The 21814-nt window shown below is 54.2% G+C and carries 24 protein-coding genes and 1 tRNA gene; 13 read left to right on the plus strand and 12 right to left on the minus strand.

What is annotated here, in order from left to right:
- Nucleotides 1–67: 67 nt before the first annotated feature.
- Nucleotides 68–138 (plus strand) — tRNA-Gly (locus tag GQY55_RS29635).
- A gap of 96 nt (nucleotides 139–234) precedes the next feature.
- Here the strand turns inward: GQY55_RS29635 and GQY55_RS29640 are convergent.
- On the minus strand, nucleotides 235–831 hold the full coding sequence (locus GQY55_RS29640) for a site-specific integrase (protein WP_160045520.1): 597 nt from the start codon (nucleotides 829–831) through the stop codon (nucleotides 235–237).
- Nucleotides 832–1073: 242 nt separating this feature from the next.
- Here GQY55_RS29640 and GQY55_RS32175 point away from each other — a divergent pair, with 242 nt between their 5' ends.
- Both GQY55_RS32175 and GQY55_RS29645 read left to right on the plus strand, forming a co-directional pair.
- Nucleotides 1074–1190 carry a YjcZ family sporulation protein gene (locus tag GQY55_RS32175; RefSeq protein WP_442953650.1) on the plus strand — a complete coding sequence of 39 codons (117 nt, stop codon included), beginning with the start codon at nucleotides 1074–1076 and terminating at the stop codon, nucleotides 1188–1190.
- Between the two features lie 194 nt (nucleotides 1191–1384).
- Nucleotides 1385–1717 carry a YolD-like family protein gene (locus GQY55_RS29645; RefSeq protein WP_160045521.1) on the plus strand — a complete coding sequence of 111 codons (333 nt, stop codon included), beginning with the start codon at nucleotides 1385–1387 and terminating at the stop codon, nucleotides 1715–1717.
- Between the two features lie 44 nt (nucleotides 1718–1761).
- On the opposite strand, the gene GQY55_RS29650 is transcribed toward GQY55_RS29645, so the two are convergent.
- A complete protein-coding gene (locus GQY55_RS29650; RefSeq protein ID WP_160045522.1) occupies nucleotides 1762–1974 on the minus strand; it encodes a YqaE/Pmp3 family membrane protein in 213 nt (70 codons plus the stop codon).
- A 109-nt stretch (nucleotides 1975–2083) separates the two neighbouring features.
- On the minus strand, nucleotides 2084–2323 hold the full coding sequence (locus tag GQY55_RS29655; protein WP_160045523.1) for a hypothetical protein: 240 nt from the start codon (nucleotides 2321–2323) through the stop codon (nucleotides 2084–2086).
- A 617-nt stretch (nucleotides 2324–2940) separates the two neighbouring features.
- On the opposite strand from GQY55_RS29655, the gene GQY55_RS29660 reads away from it, so the two are divergent.
- Together GQY55_RS29660 and GQY55_RS29665 are read left to right on the plus strand one after the other, a co-directional pair.
- Complete coding sequence (locus GQY55_RS29660) at nucleotides 2941–3402, plus strand: exosporium protein C (protein ID WP_160045524.1); 462 nt, start codon at nucleotides 2941–2943, stop codon at nucleotides 3400–3402.
- A gap of 199 nt (nucleotides 3403–3601) precedes the next feature.
- A complete protein-coding gene (locus GQY55_RS29665; RefSeq protein WP_160045525.1) occupies nucleotides 3602–4327 on the plus strand; it encodes an N-acetylmuramoyl-L-alanine amidase in 726 nt (241 codons plus the stop codon).
- A gap of 150 nt (nucleotides 4328–4477) precedes the next feature.
- Here GQY55_RS29665 and GQY55_RS29670 read toward each other — a convergent pair whose 3' ends face one another.
- The gene (locus tag GQY55_RS29670; RefSeq protein ID WP_160045526.1) at nucleotides 4478–5065 is read right to left on the minus strand and encodes a hypothetical protein; all 588 of its coding nucleotides are present in this window, start codon (nucleotides 5063–5065) and stop codon (nucleotides 4478–4480) included.
- Between the two features lie 188 nt (nucleotides 5066–5253).
- On the opposite strand from GQY55_RS29670, the gene GQY55_RS29675 reads away from it, so the two are divergent.
- Both GQY55_RS29675 and wrbA read left to right on the plus strand, forming a co-directional pair.
- Nucleotides 5254–6450, plus strand: coding sequence for a Gfo/Idh/MocA family protein (locus GQY55_RS29675; protein ID WP_160045527.1), 1197 nt, complete (start codon nucleotides 5254–5256; stop codon nucleotides 6448–6450).
- Between the two features lie 270 nt (nucleotides 6451–6720).
- Nucleotides 6721–7338 carry an NAD(P)H:quinone oxidoreductase gene (wrbA, locus tag GQY55_RS29680; RefSeq protein WP_160045528.1) on the plus strand — a complete coding sequence of 206 codons (618 nt, stop codon included), beginning with the start codon at nucleotides 6721–6723 and terminating at the stop codon, nucleotides 7336–7338.
- Between the two features lie 148 nt (nucleotides 7339–7486).
- Here wrbA and GQY55_RS29685 read toward each other — a convergent pair whose 3' ends face one another.
- Together GQY55_RS29685 and GQY55_RS29690 are read right to left on the minus strand one after the other, a co-directional pair.
- Nucleotides 7487–8578 carry a phosphodiester glycosidase family protein gene (locus GQY55_RS29685; protein ID WP_236575957.1) on the minus strand — a complete coding sequence of 364 codons (1092 nt, stop codon included), beginning with the start codon at nucleotides 8576–8578 and terminating at the stop codon, nucleotides 7487–7489.
- 158 nt (nucleotides 8579–8736) lie between these two features.
- A complete protein-coding gene (locus tag GQY55_RS29690) occupies nucleotides 8737–9513 on the minus strand; it encodes an ABC transporter ATP-binding protein (protein ID WP_160045530.1) in 777 nt (258 codons plus the stop codon).
- 201 nt (nucleotides 9514–9714) lie between these two features.
- Here GQY55_RS29690 and GQY55_RS29695 point away from each other — a divergent pair, with 201 nt between their 5' ends.
- The 3 genes from GQY55_RS29695 to rnhA all read left to right on the plus strand — a co-directional run bounded on the left by GQY55_RS29695 (nucleotide 9715) and on the right by rnhA (nucleotide 11791).
- A complete protein-coding gene (locus tag GQY55_RS29695) occupies nucleotides 9715–10527 on the plus strand; it encodes an AraC family transcriptional regulator (protein WP_236575955.1) in 813 nt (270 codons plus the stop codon).
- Between the two features lie 93 nt (nucleotides 10528–10620).
- Nucleotides 10621–11088 (plus strand): acyl-CoA thioesterase, encoded by a 468-nt coding sequence (locus tag GQY55_RS29700; RefSeq protein WP_160045532.1) that lies wholly within the window; start codon nucleotides 10621–10623, stop codon nucleotides 11086–11088.
- Nucleotides 11089–11131: 43 nt separating this feature from the next.
- Nucleotides 11132–11791, plus strand: a complete 660-nt coding sequence (gene rnhA / locus GQY55_RS29705; RefSeq protein WP_160045533.1) for a ribonuclease H — start codon at nucleotides 11132–11134, stop codon at nucleotides 11789–11791.
- Nucleotides 11792–12001: 210 nt separating this feature from the next.
- Here rnhA and GQY55_RS29710 read toward each other — a convergent pair whose 3' ends face one another.
- The gene (locus GQY55_RS29710) at nucleotides 12002–13981 is read right to left on the minus strand and encodes a beta-galactosidase trimerization domain-containing protein (RefSeq protein WP_160045534.1); all 1980 of its coding nucleotides are present in this window, start codon (nucleotides 13979–13981) and stop codon (nucleotides 12002–12004) included.
- A 227-nt stretch (nucleotides 13982–14208) separates the two neighbouring features.
- On the opposite strand from GQY55_RS29710, the gene GQY55_RS29715 reads away from it, so the two are divergent.
- Nucleotides 14209–15078, plus strand: a complete 870-nt coding sequence (locus GQY55_RS29715; RefSeq protein WP_160045535.1) for an AraC family transcriptional regulator — start codon at nucleotides 14209–14211, stop codon at nucleotides 15076–15078.
- A 128-nt stretch (nucleotides 15079–15206) separates the two neighbouring features.
- Here the strand turns inward: GQY55_RS29715 and GQY55_RS29720 are convergent, their stop codons facing one another.
- Genes GQY55_RS29720 through GQY55_RS29735 form a run of 4 tightly spaced genes read right to left on the minus strand, consistent with a single transcriptional unit; the run spans nucleotide 15207 to nucleotide 18712 of the window.
- Nucleotides 15207–16280 (minus strand): formylglycine-generating enzyme family protein, encoded by a 1074-nt coding sequence (locus GQY55_RS29720; RefSeq protein WP_160045536.1) that lies wholly within the window; start codon nucleotides 16278–16280, stop codon nucleotides 15207–15209.
- Nucleotides 16281–16321: 41 nt separating this feature from the next.
- Complete coding sequence (locus tag GQY55_RS29725) at nucleotides 16322–17548, minus strand: ROK family protein (protein ID WP_160045537.1); 1227 nt, start codon at nucleotides 17546–17548, stop codon at nucleotides 16322–16324.
- The gene (locus GQY55_RS29730; RefSeq protein WP_160045538.1) at nucleotides 17541–18077 is read right to left on the minus strand and encodes a chromate transporter; all 537 of its coding nucleotides are present in this window, start codon (nucleotides 18075–18077) and stop codon (nucleotides 17541–17543) included. Before GQY55_RS29730 ends, GQY55_RS29725 begins: the two co-directional genes overlap by 8 nt.
- A gap of 26 nt (nucleotides 18078–18103) precedes the next feature.
- Complete coding sequence (locus GQY55_RS29735; protein ID WP_160045539.1) at nucleotides 18104–18712, minus strand: chromate transporter; 609 nt, start codon at nucleotides 18710–18712, stop codon at nucleotides 18104–18106.
- 285 nt (nucleotides 18713–18997) lie between these two features.
- Between GQY55_RS29735 and GQY55_RS29740 the strand changes: the two genes are divergently transcribed.
- Entirely contained in the window at nucleotides 18998–20425 is a 1428-nt protein-coding gene (locus GQY55_RS29740) for an arylsulfatase (protein ID WP_160045550.1), read from the plus strand.
- A 241-nt stretch (nucleotides 20426–20666) separates the two neighbouring features.
- Here the strand turns inward: GQY55_RS29740 and greA are convergent, their stop codons facing one another.
- Nucleotides 20667–21146 (minus strand): transcription elongation factor GreA, encoded by a 480-nt coding sequence (gene greA, locus GQY55_RS29745; protein ID WP_160045540.1) that lies wholly within the window; start codon nucleotides 21144–21146, stop codon nucleotides 20667–20669.
- Between the two features lie 168 nt (nucleotides 21147–21314).
- Between greA and GQY55_RS29750 the strand changes: the two genes are divergently transcribed.
- The gene (locus GQY55_RS29750; RefSeq protein WP_160045551.1) at nucleotides 21315–21800 is read left to right on the plus strand and encodes a DinB family protein; all 486 of its coding nucleotides are present in this window, start codon (nucleotides 21315–21317) and stop codon (nucleotides 21798–21800) included.
- Nucleotides 21801–21814 lie beyond the last annotated feature (14 nt).

Consider the following 21814-nt stretch of genomic DNA (forward strand, 5'->3'; position numbering starts at 1 on the left):
AGAGCACCTGGTTTGGGACCAGGGGGTCGCATGTTCGAATCGTGTCATCCCGATCTCTTCTTTTTTCGCGGGTGTAGTTCAATGGTAGAACTCCAGCCTTCCAAGCTGGTAGCGTGGGTTCGATTCCCATCACCCGCTTTAGATACAAAAAGCTCTGAAACCCTTGTGCCGCAAGGGTTTTTTCTTTGTTCAATTTTCGACAAACGGTTGACGACTTTCTCCCGCGGGGGCAAATTAGGGGGCAAATTTGAGCCATTTTGGATTCAGCTCCTCCAGGTGGGCAACGGCAGCCTGGTTGATCGTCTCTGATTTATGTGTGTAGATGTTTGCCGTTGTATCCAGCTTCGTGTGCCGCAATCGCTCCTGGATCGTTTTAAGATCGGCTCCGGATTCCCGTAGCAGCATGCCGGCGGTATGACGCAGGCCGTGAAACTTCACATGCGGCAGGCCGTTCTTTTCAAGGAACCGGCTCCAGGTCAGCGTCGGAGTGGATGGATAATACATAATGCCTTGGCCTCCGTGGAAGATGTACTGCTTGTCTTCACCAAGCCAATTTTTGCAGGACATTCTTTCTTTTCTCCATTCCCGCTCATAGCGTTTAAGCTCATCCATATACCACTTCGGCATTGCCACCCAGCCCTCGGATTCTTCCGTCTTAACCTCTCCTTCGATCTTATTTCCTTCCTCGTCCAAAGTGATTTGCTTCTCGATCCAAATTGCGGATCTCTCGTGATCGACGTCAGGCCACTCCACGGCCAATAATTCGCCGCGCCGGAAGCCTCCAAGGCATGGCTGAGCTCGAGAGACAGATGCAGTCCATAAAACCTGCACGTTTCTGGAATTTTTGTATTATATTGGTATCATATACGGAAACACCGTTGTGTAATCCGAAAGAATCGGTGAAAAGGCTCATCTCACATTCATGTGGGACGGGTCTTTTTTATATTGCATGTGAAAAGAATAAGAGTGATGAAAAATCATGTACAACTGCTCAATTTTTTACCGAGAAGCCCTTACAAAATCCTGATTAGATCATAAGATACAGTGTAATTTAATTCAAGGAGGTGTATGGAATGAGCGAGGTTGTGGGCGGAGCATATGGTTACCATCACCATCATCATATGAATATTGGAATGATCCTAGTCCTCTTTATTCTGCTGGTAATTATCTTGAAAACATTCTGTTGGTAATTATCTTGAAACATTTGAATCATCTCTGCATATAATGAAGCAAGTCCTGTAATTTAGCAGGCTTCGCTCATTTCTCAAATCTATTTTATATAAATTCCCATCCTGCATCTGTAGGGTGGGAATTTATTATATTGAATAACGAACATATGTTTGGATACGATAAGAACAAACGATATCTGCTGGAGGTTTGCTATGTGTCTGTGAAACTTGAAGGCAATGGTCTATTTGAGTCATCCCGGATGATGCTGCCGGAACATCGTGAGGCGTATAATCGATACATGATCCATAAGGATCCAAGGCCGAATCCAGTAATTGACGAGCAAGAGTGGCTACAGATCGGGCAGGCATTACAGGATTCATTTAACCAACATGTTCCCGTTACGCTTCAGATTTACGATCCGTATGAACATAAACAGGCGACCGGATTTGTCACCGTGATCAATATGTTTACGAAGGAAATTAAATTACGTTACTACGATGATTGGGATTGGATTAAATTCGAAGACATCATTTCCGCAAGCATATAAAAAAGGCTCCGGCGGCGCTATATGCCGGCAGAGCCTTTAGTTCGTTAATGCATAGGGTGTCTATTCTGCTGCTGAATGGCTCTAATCAATTTGTCGTTACGTTTATCCGCCTTGTGGCTGCTAACCACAGCAAAGGCATGAATGACGCCAGGAATCCAAAAGAAAATGCAGAGTATAAAATTTAACAACGCCTGAATAGGTTTCCCGCACAAAAGTACAGCTACAGGCGGTAAGATTATTGCTAATAGGTACCGCATGGAGTGTTTCCTCCTTGATTTCATGTTTTCCTTATTTAACCATATAAACAACGCCTTGTCATGGGTTCCGTTACCATCTAAAAGCTATTTCTCCTATTATATTGAACTCTTATATCTTGAACTCTTCCCAGCCCGGATCCGGAGGATAGAGATCGACAATCTCCAGGTCTGCCGCTTCAATGACCAACCTTGCCTCGCCTATGCTAACAAGAGCACCGATCCGGAACTCGCCGGAAATAAGCCGGAACGTTCCAACGTCCAACACGATACCACCACGGCCACCAAAACCACTCATATGATCGTCAGCAATTCGAACCGGCAATCCCGGTTTAAGGTCTTCAAGCTTCAACGACATTCCTCCTTTGTGTTTTTGCCCCTTTAAGCAAAAGGGGGGGGCAAACTTTTTTCTAAACTTGAATTACGTTTGACCACCACAGACTAGGAGAAAATCGAAAAACCGTTAATCCATAAGGTTTAAGCCCGAATTGAACACCACAGACTAGGGGCGGTACCAGCCTTTCAAGCTGGTAGCTTGGGTTCAATTACCCGCTCCATATAGATTTAAAAAAACAACAACGCCGAGGGCGTTTTTTTGTTATATGGAGGCCAATGGGGAAGAGAACCCGCGCGCGTGGGTGCGACCGTCCGTGCAGGCCTCATCGAAGAACCCCAAACAGGACGCGCGTCAACATCTACCTCTAGGTGCGAGCCGAAGGCTCGCTTTTCAATCAGGAAGTTGAGTATTCCCATCACCCGCTCCATATAGATTTAAAATAAGCATCGAACGCCAAAGGGCGTTTTATTTGTTTTAGGCCCACAAGCGTTTCTTCTTTGTTCAATTTCCTAGCCCATTCCTTCTGATTTATTTCCTACTACTCAATTAATTTCATCCTTTTAGATATAAGTTCAATCATTCCCTCTATCTCTTACATATCTTGAAATATTAAAAGAGAGGAGTTGATATTTTTGGCACGTATTCTTGATAAAGCGGCCGTCCAGCCGCTCAGACGCTTCAACCCTGCCAGATCGTTTACCATTCGACGTTCCCCGCAAAAATCCGGCATCGCATCGATCCCCATACGGATTCCAGCGAATTCCCAACCGAATCGGGTAGATTTGGTGGCATCCGTTGGTGTCAGAGGTATAACAGGCATTGGGCAAATTCGCTTTAGAATCTTCCGCGGTAGAACAGAGATTTTCAACACGCAGCAAGGTATCGAATCAACCGGTTCTGAACAAAATTATGTAGTTACCTTCCAAGCTGAAGATATAAATGTAAAAGCAGGTACCCACGTTTACACAGTCACAGCGGAAAACGTCGCCGCCAATACAAGAGTAGACGTTGTAGGGCCCATAACGTTTAGTGGCTTAGCTGTTAAAACAAGACCTCTAACCCTTCAGAAAAAAAGGATGGCAAAGCGCTCCTGAGGTAAAGGGTATAAAAACGCCGCAAGGCGTTTTTTTCCTTGTTAAATTTTTTTCCATGCCTTTATGCGGCTGCCGCCACAAAAGAATTTTTTCGGAATAGTAATAATAAAGAGAGCGGTATGTTTGAAAAACGCGGGCGGTTAGGCCCGACAATTCCTACGGTTAGCAAGCGGTTTACACGAAAAGGAGGTAAATCCGAATGAAAAAAGTATGGATCGATGCCGGACATGGCGGTAAAGATTCAGGAGCTACCGGGAATGGGTTGAAGGAAAAGGATGTCGTTCTTGAGCTATCGTTAGCCATAAAAAAACGTTTAGAGTCCGAATACGAAGACGTGCAAGCGCTGCTTTCAAGGAGCACGGACGTGTTTGTTGAGCTGCAGGACAGAACCGACAAAGCGAATGCGGCGGGCGCCGATATTTTGATTAGCGTTCACTGCAACGCGGGAGGCGGCTTAGGCGGCTTTGAATCCTATCGGTATATCTCGGCATCGGCTGCGACGTCGAAGCTGCAAAACCTGCTGCATACGGAAATCATGGCGGGGTTAAAATCTTTTGGCGTCGCGGATCGGGGGCAAAAGACCGGGAACCTGCATATGTGCCGCGAGAGCAGGATGCCGGCCGTTTTGACGGAGAATCTTTTTGTCGATGTCGCATCCGATGCTGCCAAGCTAAGCCAACCCGCCGTGATCGAGGCGATCGTAAACGGACATGTCCTTGGAATCGCCAAATATTTGGATTTGAAGAAAAAAGGGACGCCGGTTCCTGATGACAATAAAGTGACAGTAATCGTAAACGGCAAATCGTTAAATGACGCCAAGCTGGAGGGCGGGGTCATCACCGTGCCGCTTCGTGCGGTTGCGGAGGCTCTCGGCGCGAACATCACGTGGGATAATCAGACGAAAACGGCTACGGTCACAAAATAAACTTTCCAAAAAAATATGCGTTAAGAACAACGGGCTGCGAACATGCAGCCTGTTTTCGTCGGGTTCGTTAACCTAAACCAAAAAGGCCGCTATTTAAGCGCCCTTTTTAACAAAGCTATGGTTGTTTAGCAACTAAAATTTGCTTTCATGCTAACTTGCCTTCCTCACAAACTGCTTCTGCTTCACCATACCTTTGGAAGAAAGCTGGTACACCGTAACGTCATACACATCGGTATGCCTCGCGGCATTTGGATCCCGTTCCGGGTTCCATTTTTTGTTTTCCCGCTCGATTTCGATCTGTACCGTATTGGCTGCGATGAACTTTGCATCGACGCCAACGCCGCCAAACGATTTTCTCAGAAAAACTTTGCCGTCCTTATGTACTCCGACCAGGTCCACCGCGCTTCCGCCCGTAGCCCCCGATAGATACAACAAAAACGTGTCCCCGCCGGATGCAGCGGTAAATTGAACGGCTCCGTTCGTATTGATCCAGGATTGGTCGGCTTCGCGCCATACTTTTTTACCATTCAGCTTGATGACCGGCAAGTACCCCAGTCCTTCGACGTTTTCTTTATCGACCACGAGCCCGTTTGCGAGCTTCATCGGCAGTTTCGCCGCGTCCATGCCCAAATAGAGCTTGGCATACGTTTTTGCTGCGGGCTGGTTTGTTTTGGCCGAGGCGATCGTTGCAGGCACCAGCAGGCAAATGACCAATAACAGGGAGAAAAGCTTTTTCATTCGCATGTTCATTCCTTCGCTATATTTTGCTAGTTTCACAACTCCAAATTGTACCATATCGGGCGCAGTTCTACTACGGCATATCATCAAATATTTACAGGGTAAAAATATGAATATTGACAGATCCTCGGAAACGGAGGAATATCAGAGATAAAAGAAAAACTGATTGATATCCTTGGGAGGCTGCGATGAAAAATAATATCAAAGTCGGCGTGATCGGTCTTGGCGCCCGCGGGATGGGGCTGCTGACGGCCGTGATTCTACCTATGGACGGCGTGGAGGTCGCGGCCGTTTGCGACAAATACCAGGACCGCGGGGAAGCCGCGGCGAAAGCGGTTGCAGAAAAAGGGGGCAAGCGTCCGTTTGTGACCCGGGATTACCGCGAGGTTCTGGCGCTGGGAGAACTTGATGCGGTGGTGATCGGCGCTTCGTGGGCGGATCATATCGACATTGCGGTAGCGGCGATGGAAGCCGGCATTTATGCCGCATGCGAGGTAGGCGGAGCTTATTCCGTCCAAGAGTGCTGGAAGCTCGTCGAAGCGTACGAACGAACCCGGGTGCCGTGCATGATCATGGAAAACTGCTGTTACGGCCGGGACGAAATGATGGTTTTGAATATGGTGAAGCAGGGCGTTCTTGGCGATATCGTGCATTGTGCGGGCGGCTATCATCATGATTTGAGAAGCGAGATCGCTTTTGGAAAAGAAAACCGGCATTACCGTTTGAACAACTATATCCATCGCAATTGCGAAAATTACCCGACGCATGAAATCGGGCCGATCGCCCGCATTTTGAACATCAATCACGGCAACCGCATGGTTTCGCTGGTTTCGATGGCATCCAAGTCGAAAGGGATGCAGGAGTATATCCGCAAGGAAAAAAGCGGCGATGCGGAGCTGATGCAAACCGAATTCATGCAGGGCGATATCGTTACGACCGTCATTAAATGCGCGCATGGCGAAACGATCACGATTACGCTCGATACGACGCTGCCGCGTTATTACTCCCGGGGATTTACCGTACGCGGAACAAAAGGCATGTACATGGAGGACAACCATTCGATTTATTTGGACGATATGCATGAGGAATTCCACATGGACTGGAAAAAACAATGGGGCAACGTCGAGCGGTTCCGGGAACAATACGAGCATCCGGTATGGAAAAAATATATCGAAGAAGGCGTCAAGGGAGGCCATGACGGCATGGATTGGCTCGTGTTCAAAGACTTTTTCGACAGCGTGAAACAAGGAACGGGCACGCCGCTTGACGTATACGACATGGCTGCTTGGATGTGCATCTCCGCATTGTCGGAGGAGTCCATTGCCTTGGGCGGACATCCGGTAGCGATTCCCGATTTTACCAACGGTAAATGGATGACCCGATAATCGTGGCTCATTTCAAAAGGCCGGCAACCAATCTGAGGCTGCACGGCCTTTTTCGTCGCATGTTGACAATGGAAATGAACCGTGATAATATTATCTCATATTAAAGATAAATGATATCAAGATATATTTTTTTGGACATTTATCTTTATTTTAAAATATATAATGTTAAGGTTATTCCCGGGAAACGAACCATTAACGTTAAGCGAAGAATACTTCCTACGGCACCATGGCAAAATAACAAAATCCATATTCAAAAAAGGAGAATTCGAGATGGCAAATGTAAACACGGCGGTCATTTATTACAGCTCCGGCGGCACGAACTATCAGCTCGCGCAATGGGCCGCGGAAGGCGCAAAACAAGCAGGCTCCGAAGTCAAATTGCTGAAAGTGGCGGAAACCGCTCCGCAGTCCGCGATCGACTCCAATCCGGCTTGGAAAGCGAATCATGATGCAACGCAGCATATTCCCGAAGCAAGCATGGCCGACCTGGAATGGGCCGACGCCATCATCTTCAGCATGCCTACACGGTTCGGCAACATGCCGGTGCAAATGAAGCAGTTCCTCGACCTGACCGGAGGGCTTTGGTTCCACGGGAAGCTGGCGAATAAAGTCGTCAGCGCGATGGCTTCGGCGCAAAATCCGCATGGCGGCCAGGAGGAAACGATCCTCTCCTTGTATACGAGCATGTACCACTGGGGAGCGATCGTGGCCGCGCCGGGATATACGGATCCTTCGCTTTTCGCCGCAGGCGGCAACCCTTACGGCACGTCGGTAACGGTCGGCCAGGACGGAAAAATGATCGAAGACGTCAAGGAAGCCGTTCTGCATCAGGCCAAGCGCACGGCAACCGTTGCGGGTTGGGTGAAAGCGGGTTTGGGCAAACAGTAATCCGGAAAGCGGGATGAAGAGTTTCTCCAAAAATTTGCATCCAAAAAGGCTGGTCCTTGGGATGATCTCCCAGGGCCAGCCTTTTTGGCGTATACGGAACCTCAGGCAAGAGGCTCTTTTTTATAACATCAGAAAGTAGACGTTTTTCTTATTGTACTTTTACGACGATGGCATTGCTGATTTGGCGTCCGGGCGTAGTCAAATACTTGCCGTTGTAATACAGTCCGCTCGATGCGCCTCCGTCCAAGTTCATCGCCTGATAGGCGCCCGCCTGGCGCATAATTTCCGCAAGCTGCGGAATCGTCGCCCCGCCGGTCGTGAGCAAAATCAACCGATGGTCCTTCGTGATGCCGAGAGCGCTGCGGGCGCCGCCTCCCGTCAATATTTTCGGGTCTTTGAAGCCCTCCTGCTTCACGTTCAGCGAGACTTTCCCGTTCAGAACCAGGCGCGGTCCGGCCTGAAGCCCGCCTTCAATGCGTCCCTGCTCAAAATGGGTCTTGAAGGCGGAGCCGGAAATCAGGCTAGGAAGCTGATTTTTGTCGTAGGTGAACATGGCGCGCTGATCGCCCGGGCTCGCCATCTTGATGGCACCCTTGCTTAAAATGTACCCGTATGGAGCCTTGTAGCTGGCGTTCGTGTACGCGTCAAAGAAGGTTCCGTTGATGGCGACCGCCGCGCCGCTGCGTCTGGCGATGCTGCCGAGATCCTCAACCTTGCCCGGCGTATTGCCCGCGAGCACCACATCCAGCTGAACCTTTGGATTCATAAGGTCGACGGTTACCATCTGTACGTTAAACGAACGTGAGCCGACCTTGAGGGTTTTCCTTTCGTTTACGACCGGGTTGGACTCGGCTCTGCCGTTGTTCCGCGCGACGACGGGAAGAACCTCGGACGAGCCGTTGGCGGCAACGGTCACCGCGTTGCTGTCTTGATGCCATGTCAGCCTGTATCCGAGCTCTTGGCTTATGAGCTGAGCAGGCACGTAGACGATGCCGTTGTCCCGATGCGGCGCATCCTGAAGGGAAACGGAGCTGCCGTTGACGACGGCCGTTTTTTGCCCGAGGGTCATCGTGATGTTCGTGGAGCCATGCGTTATTTCAATCCGCTTTGCGGCGTCGTCCCACTGGACTCGGGTGCCGTCGAAACCGTTAAGGAAACGGACGGGCAAAAACGAATGGCTGCTTTTGGCATCCATGATGACCACATTCCTTGCCGGCGCCGCTGCCTCGGCGGAAGGCATCAAGAAGATGAATGCGACCAATAAAAACGCGATCGATTTTTTGAACATGCTGCTGAAATCCCCTTTTGTATGATTTTTTTCCTGCATGTGTAATATCGGTCAAATCATACTTTCGTTGAATAGGGGATGGGACTTTATTCCCTTGTTTTAAGGAAGGACTATTCCGCTACCCGCACGTAAAAGCGCTCGCCGTGCCTGTCCACAACGACGGGCGATTCAAAAAATGCGCTCAGGTTTTCCGCCGTCAAAACATCTTCCGTCTTTCCGCTTCCGACTGCTTCGCCGCGTCTCATAAGCAGCACATGGCTGAATGCGGGCAAAATTTCCTCCGTATGGTGCGTCACATAGATCAAGGTCGGCGCATCCGGCCGGCGCATGAGCTCCGCAATGCTCTCCAGCAAACGCTCCCGCGAAAAAATATCCAGCCCGTTGCAGGGCTCATCCAAAATCAAAATGCGGGGATTTGCCATCAATGCGCGGGCAATGAGAAGCTTTTGCTTTTCGCCTTGGGAGCAGGTCCGGTATTCCCGGTCCCACAGATGGCCGCAGCCCAGCGTCGTCATCAGCCCGCGCGCCCGCTCGTAGTCGTCGTCGCTCGTTTGATCGTACAGGCCGATGGTGGCGTGTTTGCCGCTAATGACGATATGCTGGGTGCGGTCCGACGCGTACAGCCGCTCCTGGAACGAGTTGCTGACCCAGCCGATCGATTTGCGCAGCTCGCGCAGGTCGACTTCGCCGAACAGATGGCCAAGCACGCGCACCGAACCCTCCGATGGCCAAATATAGCCGTTGACGATGTTCAGCAGCGTCGTTTTGCCGGAGCCGTTCAGACCTAGCAGCGCCCAATGCTCCCCCGGTTTGACCTGCCAGCTGACATCCTTCATGAGCGTATGCTGCCCGTTTCGCCATGTGATGTTTTTGATATCGATGACCATATCGTAACTCCTCTCTCCAATCCCGGTTAAAAATCGTTGTTCTTCACATGTTAAAACAAATTCGCGCGCTGTCAATAGCGCAGTCCCGCATTGAAGCGAAATGACAGTGCCTTCCTTAAACCGGGTTTCCTTTTATCTTACCGGCTGCCGGGGCCGATGTCGCCGCGATAATTGCTGGCCTCGAAAGCTTTTTTTGCTATAATGTCAACAGGTGAAGCGAACATGGAGATGAGCATTCGAACGGAACGGATCGAACTTTTTAAAGGCGCGGACCGGTTTGCGAACCGCTCCCACCGCCATGGGCATTGGTACCAGGTGACGGTTCCGGTCCAAGGCACATGCCATTTTACGATGGAAAACAAACCGTATCGGCTGCATGAGGGCCAAAGCTTGATCCAGCATCCGGGTACGGAGCATCATTTTTGCCTCGATGCGGCGTCCAGCGTCATCGTCATCAAAATTCGGGAGGACGCGCTGCGGCCCGAAAACGATGCCGGCGGATTGCCCGAATTCGCGGACCGGCAGCGGATCGATACCGGAGAGTTGTCCCGCCTGTTCCGCCGCTGGACGTCGGAGCTGATGTTCGGCGATTCCTTCGAGCCGCTTGCGGCGCAGGAGACGGAAACGCAGGTGCTGCATTATTTGCGGAAAACGCTACACGGCTCGCATCCGGTCGGCGGCGGCATCGGCGGGATGGTTCGGGACACGCATATACATCAGGTGCTCGAATATATGCATGCGAATTATGCGGAGGCCGTTTCGGTCGACGATCTGGCCTCGCTCGCCAGGCAAAGCCGCTTTCATTTTATCCGGAGCTTTCGCGACTGCACGGGCATTACCCCGTACCAGTATTTGCTGATGCTGCGGGTGGACCAAGCCAAACGGCGGCTTAAAAGTTCAACCGAGTCGGTGGCGGATATCAGCTGCAGCCTGGGATTTTCCTGCACGAGCCAGTTCCACCGCGCCTTTCTGAAATTCGCCGGCATGACGCCGGGCGAGTTCAGGCGGAGCTAAGGGGGAGGGGCATCGGGTGAGGAAGCGGCGCCTGAGTTCCGCAGACCGCTCGGTGCGGAGCATGCTTTTTTCAAAAAAGAGGGGGATTTAGCGATGCGCAAGGAAAGCTTTGTACAACCCGATCCGGCCGGGTGGCTTGAGAAGTTCCATTTTTCGATTCCGATCAAAGTGCGCTATTGCGAGACGGATATGCTTGGCCACGTGAACAACGTGAGTTACTTCATGTATTTCGAGCAGGGACGCATCGAATATTTCGAAAATTTAGGCTTGTTCGATTCGATGTTCGGCAAAGAAAAGGTAGCCGTCGTCGCGGATTTGGAATGCCAATACTTGGCGCAAATGTACCGCAGCGACAAAGTCCAGCTTCATGTGCGGGTGGCTTCGATCGGCAGATCGTCCCTGGACGTGGAATATGCGGTGGTGGCGGAAAACCTTTTAAAGGCTGCCGGACGCGGGGCGATCGTGCTGATCGATGCGGGCAGCGGGAAAAGCACGCCGATTCCGGACGAAGTCCGGGAGACGATCGCCGCTTTCGAAAAGGAAGGCTTGAGCGGCGCCTGATCATTGCCGGGAAGCTTATTTTACTTAAGGAGTTACTGCATATATGGCAAAATCGAAATATTACGTCGTCTGGGAAGGGAAAAAGCCGGGGGTTTACGCGACCTGGGCGGAGTGCCAAACACAGGTGAACGGCTATGCGGACGCAAAATACAAATCGTACGAATCCCGCGCGGAAGCGGAAGCGGCGTTCAAAAGCGGCTGGAAGGGCAACTGGGGGCAGGGCAAATCTTCGGCTCCAAAAACCGCGGGCGGCGGGAAAAGCGGAGGCCGCGGACCTTCGCCGGCAGGCGAAGAAGAAATCGTCTACGACAGCATCTCGGTGGACGTCGGCACCCGCGGCAATCCCGGCCCGGTCGAATACAAAGGCGTCGATACGAAAACGGGGGAAATTTTGTTTTACGTCGGACCGATCGAAAACGGAACGAATAATTTAGGCGAATTTATCGCCATTGTGCACGCTTTGGCTTATTTGAAAAAGCTCGGCAGCAACAAAACCGTGTACACCGATTCCAAAACCGCCCTGGCTTGGGTCCGAAACAAAAAGCCTGCGACGACGCTGGCCCGAACCGAATCGACGCGCAAAATTTGGGAGCTGACCGACCGTGCGGTGCAGTGGCTCGAAAACAACCGGTACGAAAACAAAATTTTGAAGTGGAACACGGAAAAATGGGGGGAAATCAAGGCGGATTTCGGACGGAAGTAGTCCGAGGCATGCTATGCATGCGGACAAGCCGGCTCCGGGGATCGAGCCTGAAGGCGAGGGTTCTTCGGCATCAACCGTTTCGAATGGATGCCCCACAAGCAAACCGAAGAGCCGTTCCAAGGTCAAAAGCGACCTTGAGGACGGCTCTTTGTCGTTGCCGGTGACACATCTCAAACGGACGGAACGCGTGTTGAGAGGGAAACCCCGCCGTTACTCAGGTTCCCCGTATTCCAGCACGACCATCTGATGGCATTCCAGTTCAGGGATGACGTACGTCAGCCGTTCTCCGTCCTGCTGGAACTCGAGCGGCGTCATTTGCGGCGCCAAATAAACGCGGCGGACTTGTTCCGGAATGCGCAGCTCCATGGATACGTGGTATACCGGCAGAATGTCCTCGATTACTTCGACGCCCTGTCCCCGTTTTACCGGCGACGCGTACAGCGCATGCTGCACGTAGCGGGATTTCGAAGCCTGCTTCTGCAGGGTGACGGTGCCCTGGGCTGTCAGGGAAGTGCGCAGCGTAGGCTGCGGCAGCAGGCGGCCGAGCGCGTACAGAACGGTCTCTTTCAGCACAAGGCTTCCCTTTGCGGCGTAATCTTCGAAGACGTTCCAGGCGATATAGATGCCGTTTTTGCTTTCGGCCATGCCCGGCCCGCCGTCATGGCCGCTGCTTGGCGTATGCTGATGGGAGCAGAACGTAAACGCGTCCCGGTTAAAATATGGATCTTCCCTTCGCCCAAGCTCGGTTCCGGATTCGGTCAGCCCGACGCGCTGGCCTTCGGAATAAAAAACGAATGACGCTTCGCCCAAGCTCGCGAGCGGGTGAAGCGGGCGGTAATAATCCGGACGGTACGGGTTCGCTCCGATATGGCGAACGCCCAAATCCAGCGCAAAACCGTCCCGGTCGGCGCTTAGGCCCGATTCCCCCGTCGCCAGCAGCCGTCCGCCTTGTGCGAGGTAGGCCGACAGCTTGGCATGCAGCGGCTCATCGATGCGGATGTGGTCCGGCAAAATAAGGACCGGATAGGCGTCAAAATCGCTTTCCAGGTCCACCACGTCAAAAAGAACGTTCCCTTCGGACAACATCCGAACGGCTCCCGCATCGGCCTGACCGGTAAAGCTGTCATGCCCTCCGTTGGCCGCATGCGCGCCGGCGGCTTCGACGGAAAGCAAAGCCACGTCGGCGACATTTTGGGCATCCCGGCACCATGCTTCTTTTGCTTCGACCTCCGCATAGGCGCTGCCGATGAGCCGGTAAGTCGCTTCGTCCATGCGCCCCAGCGGATGAAGCTGGTCCCCGATGGAGCAAGCCGCTCCGTGCGCAAGGCTGAGCGCCGTTTCGTAACGGAGCGCGTTCGGATGTTTATATCCGCCGAATTCGCCCCAGGTCGTATGGAATTTTCCGGTCATCCCAAGGAAAGGCATCCCAAGCGGCTGCGCGTACCGCGCCGACAGCGGGAAATGGTCGTAACCCCAGCCGCCGGTCGGCAGGGATTCAAGCTCGAGATGGGTGTTCATCCCGGCCAGGTCGCGGCGTCCGCGCCGGATATGGCCGCCATTGTGGAACACCGGCAAGCCCGGTTGATGGGCGTCGACCGTCTCCCGAACGCGCCGGGTATAGTTCGCGTAGGTTCGCTCCCATAACGGCATCATGCACTCCGTATCGCGCGGATCGATTCCTTCGGCGCGCGCTTCGGCGACGCAGCTTGCGCAGTAGCAATCCCTCACGCCGACGATGTCCAGAAAAATGCCGTCCGCATCGTAGTTTCGGACGACTTCGGCGATTTGGGAGAGCAGGATGTCCAGATAAGGGGTGTTCAGGCAAAGCAGATGGTAGCCGGGCGTGAACAGATCCCCGCCGCCGCCGTGGCGCGGGCGCACCCACCATTCCGGATGGCTTGCGGCGAGCCGTTCGTCGAAGCCGGCGGACAAATAGACGGGAGTGTTGACGCCGATCTCGTGGGCGGCTTCGATCATCGACCCGAGAAGGTCAAAAGACAGCCCCGGATGGATTTGGTTCGCTTCGGAAGGGTGGTAGGCCCATCCGTGATGGCATTTGGAAAAGACGGTGATGGAATCCACATGCCCAAGCTTCAGCATCTGCTGAAATTGTCCTTTTTCAAATTGGCTGCCGATCGAATCGATCGCTTCCGACGTATGGAAATCGAGATGTACCTGGCGAAAACGCATCGCAAAACGTCCTCCTTGTTTTCCTGAAAGTAGTTTCTTTCCTAAAGGTAACGAAAACAAAGGCGGCGGACTACGCGAAATAGCGACTTTATATCGCACGATATCGACCTTCAAGCCGTGACCGGAACCAAGAGGGATGCTAATATAGAACAGAATGGATCCGTTTTCAAGCTTTTGCCGGTTGCGGTGGCTTAAAACGATATCGATGAAACAGGGGAGGGGATGGGATGGAATGCCTGGAGCTTGCGATTCCGCCGCTGCCGTCGCTGGTGACCGTGGGACATGCGATGTGGGTGCCGGGGAACTGCCATTTTGAAAGGTCGTTTGATGTGTATGACGTCATTTTTGTGAAAAGCGGCGCCATGTATATGCGGGAGGATCGGGTGGAGTACGCCATCGGCGGCGGGCAAATGCTTGTGCTGGAGCCGGGCAAAACCCATGCCGGCAGCGCCCCCTGCACGGAAGAAACCGAGGTGTATTGGGTGCATTTCAAACACCCCGCAGCGCTGCGCAAGCTGGACGCCAAGGAGATTCCGTGGTCTGCCGTCCTGCCGCAAGGCCGGGACAGCGATACGAGGCCGGCCGACCAGACGATGTATCTTCCGAAGCATGGCGACATCCCCTTCGGTAAGCTGCTGCCTGTCCTCGGCCAAATGGTGAAGCTGAACGCGCAGCTGTCCGTGGAGCATTCGCTGCAGCTGCAAACGTTGTTCTGCGAGCTGCTCGAGACGCTCCAGACGGAAGCGAAAGCAAGGCAGGCGTCGCGTTCGTCCGCGTTGGCGAAGGAAACGGTCCTGTATTTGCAAAACCAATGGAGCGAACCCTTCCATTCCAAAAGCATGGAAGAGGCGCTGCATTTTCAATTCGACCATATTACGCGCTGCATGAAAAAGCATACGGGCATGACGCCGCTTCAATACGTGCATCATCTCCGCATCTCCCATGCGGTGACGCTGCTGGCCCAGACGACGTTGTCCGTGCAGGAAATCGCCGAACGGGTCGGCATCCCGAATGCCAGCTTTTTCGGCAGGCTGTTCCGGGAGCGCATGGGCATCACGCCCGGGCAATACCGGATCCAAAGGCAGCGCCACTTATAAAATGCGGCCGTCATGGCTGCGGCCGGACGTCATCATGCATCGGCATCAGGCAGCGGGAAAATTGCGCGCCATGCGGAAGGCGAGCCGTAAAAAGCGTAAAAAATCGGCGGAACCGTTCCGGCCGAACATCATAGATCCGCCGCTACGCGGAAGCCCATATTGCCCGTCGAGCTGTCCGGCGTGTTGCCGCTTCGGGCCGCCACGCGGTAACGGTTGCAGTAGGAGTGATGGCAAAGATAAGAGCCTCCTTTAAGCACGCGGGCTTCTCCCTCCGCGGGCCCTTCCGGCCGCTCCGCCGAACCGCGCCGGGCCGGATCGCGCGTGAACCAGTCGGCGCACCATTCCCAGACGTTGCCGGAGACGTTATACAGCCCATAGCCGTTCGGCTGGTAAGCGTCCACCGGCGCCGTGCCCAGATAGCCGTCGCTGGCATGGTTTTTCGTCGGGAAAACCCCCTGCCAGATGTTGCACCGATGCTCCCCGTTCGGACGAAGCACGTCGCCCCACGGGTAGCGTTTGCCCTCCAGTCCACCGCGGGCCGCCGTCTCCCATTCGATTTCAGTCGGCAGGCGGACGCCGGCCCATTCGCAGTAAGCCTTGGCGTCGTTCCATGAGACATGCACGACCGGATGGTTCATCCGGTCCGCGATGCCGCTTCCCGGCCCCTCCGGCGTTTTCCAGCAGGCGCCCTCGACCCCGTGCCACCACGGCGTCTGCTGAGGCGAGCCGACGATGGCGACTTTACCGGGATCGGCAATCAGCAGGTGAAATACGTACGACCAGCCGAATTTCTCCGCGTCCGTCACATAGCCCGTGCTGTCGACAAAGGCCGTAAAGTCGGCATTGGTCACGGCATACGGCGACATGCGGAACGATTTGACGCGCACCCGTCTGGCAGGCCCTTCGGCATCGGAAGGAAAACCTTCCTGATCGTCGGTGCCCAGCAAATAGTCGCCTTCCGGAATAACGGGCCACGAAGAAGGATCGGGCCGCAAGGGTTTCGCCGCCGAATCGTTCGCCGGGTTAGAGGCTGCTGCGGTTCGCGTTTCAGCTTGCTTGCTTTCCTGCTCCCTATGCGGCGTACCGCATCCGGAAGAAGCGGCGGCGGCGCTTCGTTTGGCCGCGCAGCAGGGGGAAGGCTGGTGTTCTTGCGGTTCGCGATGGGGATGGTCGGATAATCCGAACGTGGATTCGGCTGACATGGCGAAAACTCCTCTCTCGGTACAAAGTGAATGGAACGTCCTTAAACGGTCAATTGATTCAGCATCATCAGCGCGGCTCCGATGGCGATCGCTTCGTCGCCGTACGTGCCCCTGCTGAAAATAACCTGGTATTTCGGATAATGATAGGTTTTGCGGATGGCCGTTTGGGTGGCCGTATAAAAAAACAAATTGGATTCGGTCATCAGGGGCCCACCCAAAATGACTTTTTCCGGATTCAAAATATTCAGCAAATTCGCGAGGCCGATGCCGAAATACGCCGCCGCTTGCGTGACGATTTCCGTCACCATCGGGTCCATCCGGTTTAATGCCTGCATAATGTCCTCGTATTTGGCCGGCTCCCCCGGCGGCAGCCATTGCCGCAAAACGCTGCCGCGGCCGATCCGCAGCTTCGAGTTGACCTCGCGTTCAATGGCGTAAACCGACGCGTACGAATCGAGCGCCCCATAGTTGCCCTGCGGCGTGCGGTAAGGGTGGCCGTCCGCCTGGATGATCATTTGGCCGAAAGAGCCCTCCATATCGACGGCGCCGTGAATGAGCTTGTTGTCCGTCATCATGCCGAGGCGAAGCCCCGTTCCGGCGTGAACGTACAGCATATGGCGGAAATTTTTGGTTCGGTTCGCCCAGGATTCCGCGATCAGCGCCGTGTTGGCGCCGTTGTCCAGGAGGACGGGGAAGCCGAGCCGCTCCTCCAGCATCCGCACGATCGGCACATGGTTCCAGCCCGGAGCGGCAAACCATTCGGGATCCTCGATGATTCCGTCCTCCCTGTTCAGCGGCCCGACGGCGCCTACGCCCATGCCGATGATCCGGTCCCAAGCGATGTGATGCTTGTCCATCCACTCGCCGGCTTGCGCGGCCACCTGCTTCAGGAGCGCCTCGGGCGTCGTCTCTTCGGTCATGCGCCATTCTTTGGCATCGGTTTTGTTTCCGGCGAGATCAAGCAGCACAAGCCGGGAAGACACCCGGGAAATATCGAGTCCGAACGCATAGCCGTAACCGCCGTTTACCCGGTAAAGGATCGGGCGCCGTCCGCCGGTGGAGGCTCCGAGACCGCTTTCAGTGATCACTCCGATCGAGACAAGCTCATCCAGAACGCGCGTTAATGTGCTGACCGTGAGCCCGCTTGAGGCGAGCAAATCGTTTTTGGCGATTTCCTGCATGCGGCGGATGTCCCGGAACAGTTCCTTCGCTTTGGGCGAAGGGATACGGTTCGCCGCATCGATTCGTTGCTTCTTGTCGTTAGGCATAAATAACAATCCCCACTATTCCTGAAACGATAATCATAGCCAGCGGATGCACGCGGAAACGGATCATAGCGATCAGGGCGGCGATAAATATGGCGATGCTGGCAAACGTGCTCACCGAAAAACCGGCGATAAAACCGGAATGAATCGTCATCGTGTAAGCGGCATAGGCAATCAAGGCGATCACGGCCGGTTTCATGCCGTTCAGCGCCGCCTGCACCCATTGATTATCATACACACGGTAAAAAACCGTAGCAACAAGGAACATGATGATGGCGGAAGGCAGCACGATCCCGATCGAAGCGATCAGGCTGCCGATCCATCCGCCGGCGGCATAGCCGACGTACACGGCGCTGTTCATCGCCACCGGTCCCGGCGCCATGCCGGAGACGGCAATCGCTTCCGTAAATTGCTCCGCCGTCATCCAGCCTTCCTTCAGCGCGGCGTGCTCAATGACCGGCAGCATGGCGTAACCGCCCCCGAAGGACATAAATCCAATCTTAAAAAAAGCCCAAAATAGCTCCAGCAGCATGATTTTTCCTCTTCTCTGTCCGAAAATTACAAGGAACGGCGTTCGCCCTTTTCCGGCTTGGCTTTGGACGATTGGCTGAACGGCGCAGCGGCTTTGGCCGCCAACCCGATCACGATGCCAATACCCAGGGCCAAAAGGGGCGAAATGGGGAAAAACAGAAGCAAAACGAGGCAGGTGGCGGCGACCGCCCAGGCCAAGGAATGGTTCAGCGCCTGTTTGCGCATGCGGACCGCCGCATATACGATCAAGGCGACAACGGTAGGTTTGATGCCGTGCAGCGCCGCCTGCACGTAGCGGTTTTGGCTGAAGCCCGCGGCCGCCCCGCACAGGATCAGCATGATGACGATGGTCGGCAGGGTAATGCCGGCAACGGCCGCAAGCAGTCCCGGTATGCCTGCGACACGGTAGCCGACAAGAGCGGCCACGTTGACTCCGATGCCGCCGGGGGCCGCGCCGGAAAGAGCGGTAATTTCGCTCATCTCCTTGGAGCCGAGCCATCCGCGACGCTCCGTGACTTCTTTGTCGATCGCCGGCAGGATGGCGTAACCTCCTCCGAAGGTGGTGGGTCCTATTTTCAAAAACGAAGCGAACAGCTTTCCGCTTAGGCGAAGCTGGCTTTCCCGGCTGGCTTTCATGTTCGGATTTCCTTCTTTCTTTGTCGTCCTGCGATGTTGACTTCAGTATATCGCACTTTATTTCTTTTTGGAATAAAGAAAAGTCCCGTTTCTGCTGTGAGCCGGAAAATATCACTTTCGCATCGTTTAGATAGTAGGGAATTTATTTACTTTTTCTCAAAATGGAGGTTAAATGGAATTGATAGCGGTTGCAATTTTATGATTCATTTTTGATTTCTGATTTCATGGGAGGGAAATGGCTTGAGTCGGAAAAAACCGAATGTTTTGCTCATTACCGTGGATCAAATGCGTTACGATTGCCTGAGCATTGCCGGGCATCCGGTCGTGGAGACGCCGAATCTGGATGAACTGGCCCGTACCGGAGTCCGATACGACCGGGCCTATTCCGCGACGCCATCCTGCATCCCGGCGCGGGCGGCGATTTTCACCGGGAAGTCGCAAGCGGGTCACGGGCGTGTCGGTTACCAGGACCGCGTGCCGTGGAATTACGATCACACGCTGCCGGAGGAATTTGCGAAGGCCGGATACCACACGCAATGCGTCGGCAAAATGCATGTGTACCCCGCAAGAAACCTGATGGGTTTTCACAACGTCGTATTGCATGACGGCTATTTGCATCATAACCGGAATAAACACAGCATCCCGGTCAGCGAGCATTACGACGAAGTGGACGATTATCTGCAATGGCTGCGCCGCCAGGAACCCGGGGCGGACCTGACCGATTTGGGACTGGACTGCAACGCCTCGGCGGTGGCCCGCCCGTGGCACCTGCCGGAAAAGCTCCATCCGACCAATTGGGTCGTCACCGAATCGATCGACTTCCTGCGCCGCCGCGATCCCGGCAAACCGTTTTTCCTGTGGATGTCCTTCGTACGGCCCCATTCGCCGCTTGATCCGCCGCAGGCTTACCTGGATATGTACGAGGATGCGGAGATCCCCCATCCGCCGATCGGCGATTGGGCGATGACGAACGATCCCGGTTTGGAAGGATACAGTCCGACGGCAAGCAGAGGCATCGTTCCGAAACGGCGCCTTAAAAAAGCGACGGCGGCTTATTATGCGCTTATTACGCATATCGACCATCAAATCGGCCGCTTTATGCAGGTGCTGGCGGAATACGGCGAGCTGAACGATACGGTCATCCTGTTTACGTCGGACCACGGGGAGCTCATGGGCGACCATCATCTGTTCCGCAAATCGCTGCCTTATGAAGGAAGCGCACGGGTGCCGTTTATCGTAAACGATCCGGGAAACCGGCTTGGTCTGCAGCGGGGAAAAGTGGTGCAGGAAGTCGTGGAGATGCGGGACATTATGCCGACCTTGCTTCATGCGGCGGGTGTCCCCGTCCCCGATTCGGTGGACGGGGACAGCGTGCTGAAGCTGGCCGCCCGTGGCGAGGGGCAAAATGCCGCCTGGCGGACCTATTTGCACGGCGAGCATTCGCAGGGCAACCAGTCCAACCACTGGGTAACGGACGGCAAGGAAAAATACGTCTGGTTTTCCCAAACCGGCGAGGAGCAGTTTTTTCTGCTCGGCGAAGATCCGCAGGAACTGCATAATGCGGTGCAGGATGAAGATTGCCAGGACCGTGTGCGCCATTGGAGGTCGGTTCTGATTAAGGAATTGAAGGAACGCGAAGAGGGATATTCGGACGGCGAGCGGCTGATCGTCGGCCGTAAGCCGCTGGCGGTGCTTTCGCATATCCGCGCGTAGCCGAAAAGGCAGCTGTTATGCCCGGGCCGGTTCCGCCGCCGCTTTCGGAAACCGCAACTCAAGCCGTTGACGGCTTCCGGCAAAACCCAATCCCGCACGACCCCAACGGCAGGCGGGATGCATTCGCGGACAAGCAAGACTTGGCTTTGAAGGCATAAAAAAAGAGCCCTGATTTCCGTCCATCCGGAAACGGCAGGGCTCTTGCCTTTGGCGCATTTATGCGTTGGGCGCCGCAGATGCTTTATTTGGCGCGGATTTCGAGCACTTCATACTGGATCACGCCCATCGGTGCCGACACGCTGACGACGTCGCCGACGGCTTTGCCGATCAGCTCTTTGCCGAGCGGGCTTTCATAAGAGATTTTGTTGTTTTGGACATCGGCCTCCGCCGGACTGACGATCCGGTATTCCACGATCTCCTTGAACTCCTGATCGTTCAGCTTGACGTAGGAGCCCACGTTGACGACCGAAGCGTCGATGCTTTTGACGACCCGGGCTTTGGTCAGCATTTTCTCCAGCATCAAAATCCGGGTTTCCATGAAGGATTGTTCGTCCTTGGCGGAATGGTATTCGCTGTTTTCCTTCAGGTCGCCGTAACTGATCGCCACTTTGAGCCGCTCCGCAAGCTCTTTGCGTTTTACGGTTTTCAGCTCCTCAAGCTCTGCTTTCAGTTCTTCCAAACCTTCGGGCGTCAAAATGATTTCTTCGTTTTCATTGGACATATCGCAACACCTCTTTCCTAAATTGTACACGAAATGCGGGCTAAAACGAAATATCCGGAAAATTATCGTTATAACCAAACTTTCTTGCCGGTGCGGCACGGTTTCCCTTTATACTTCACATAGAAGGGAGCTTGCGAAAAACATCCCGTATTCAAGGAGGAATGCACTCTGCAAACGATGTTTAAATACAACTGGGCCGTACGCGAGGAATGGTTGAAGTGGTGCGAAGAAATAAGCGAAGCCGAGCTGCTAGCAAAGCGTGCCGGCGGCGTCGGCGGGATCCTGCATACGCTGTTTCACGTCATCGACGTGGAGTGGAGCTGGATCCGCTCGCTGCAGGGCAAAAGCGACTTCGATGAAAGCTTCGACAACTATCGGAGCATCCGCCGGGTCCGCGAGCTGGAGGACGTTTTCCGCCCGGAAGTGGAAGCGTTCGTACTGAATTGGAACGACGGCTTGGAGGATCTGGTATACCGCGACATCGGCGGGGACGGCAAAGAACGGGTCCTCACGTGGGGAGAAGTCATGCGGCATATGATCGCCCATGAAATCCACCATATCGGCCAGCTTTCGGTATGGTCGCGCGAAATCGGCAGAAAACCCGTGTCGGCCAACCTGATCGGGCGCGGCCTGGCTTCAGGCATCACCGGCTGAATTCAGCTGCCCCC

It is taken from the genome of Paenibacillus sp. USDA918EY (assembly GCF_009870825.1).
GTDB classification, from domain to species: Bacteria; Bacillota; Bacilli; order Paenibacillales; family Paenibacillaceae; genus Paenibacillus_AQ; species Paenibacillus_AQ albilobatus.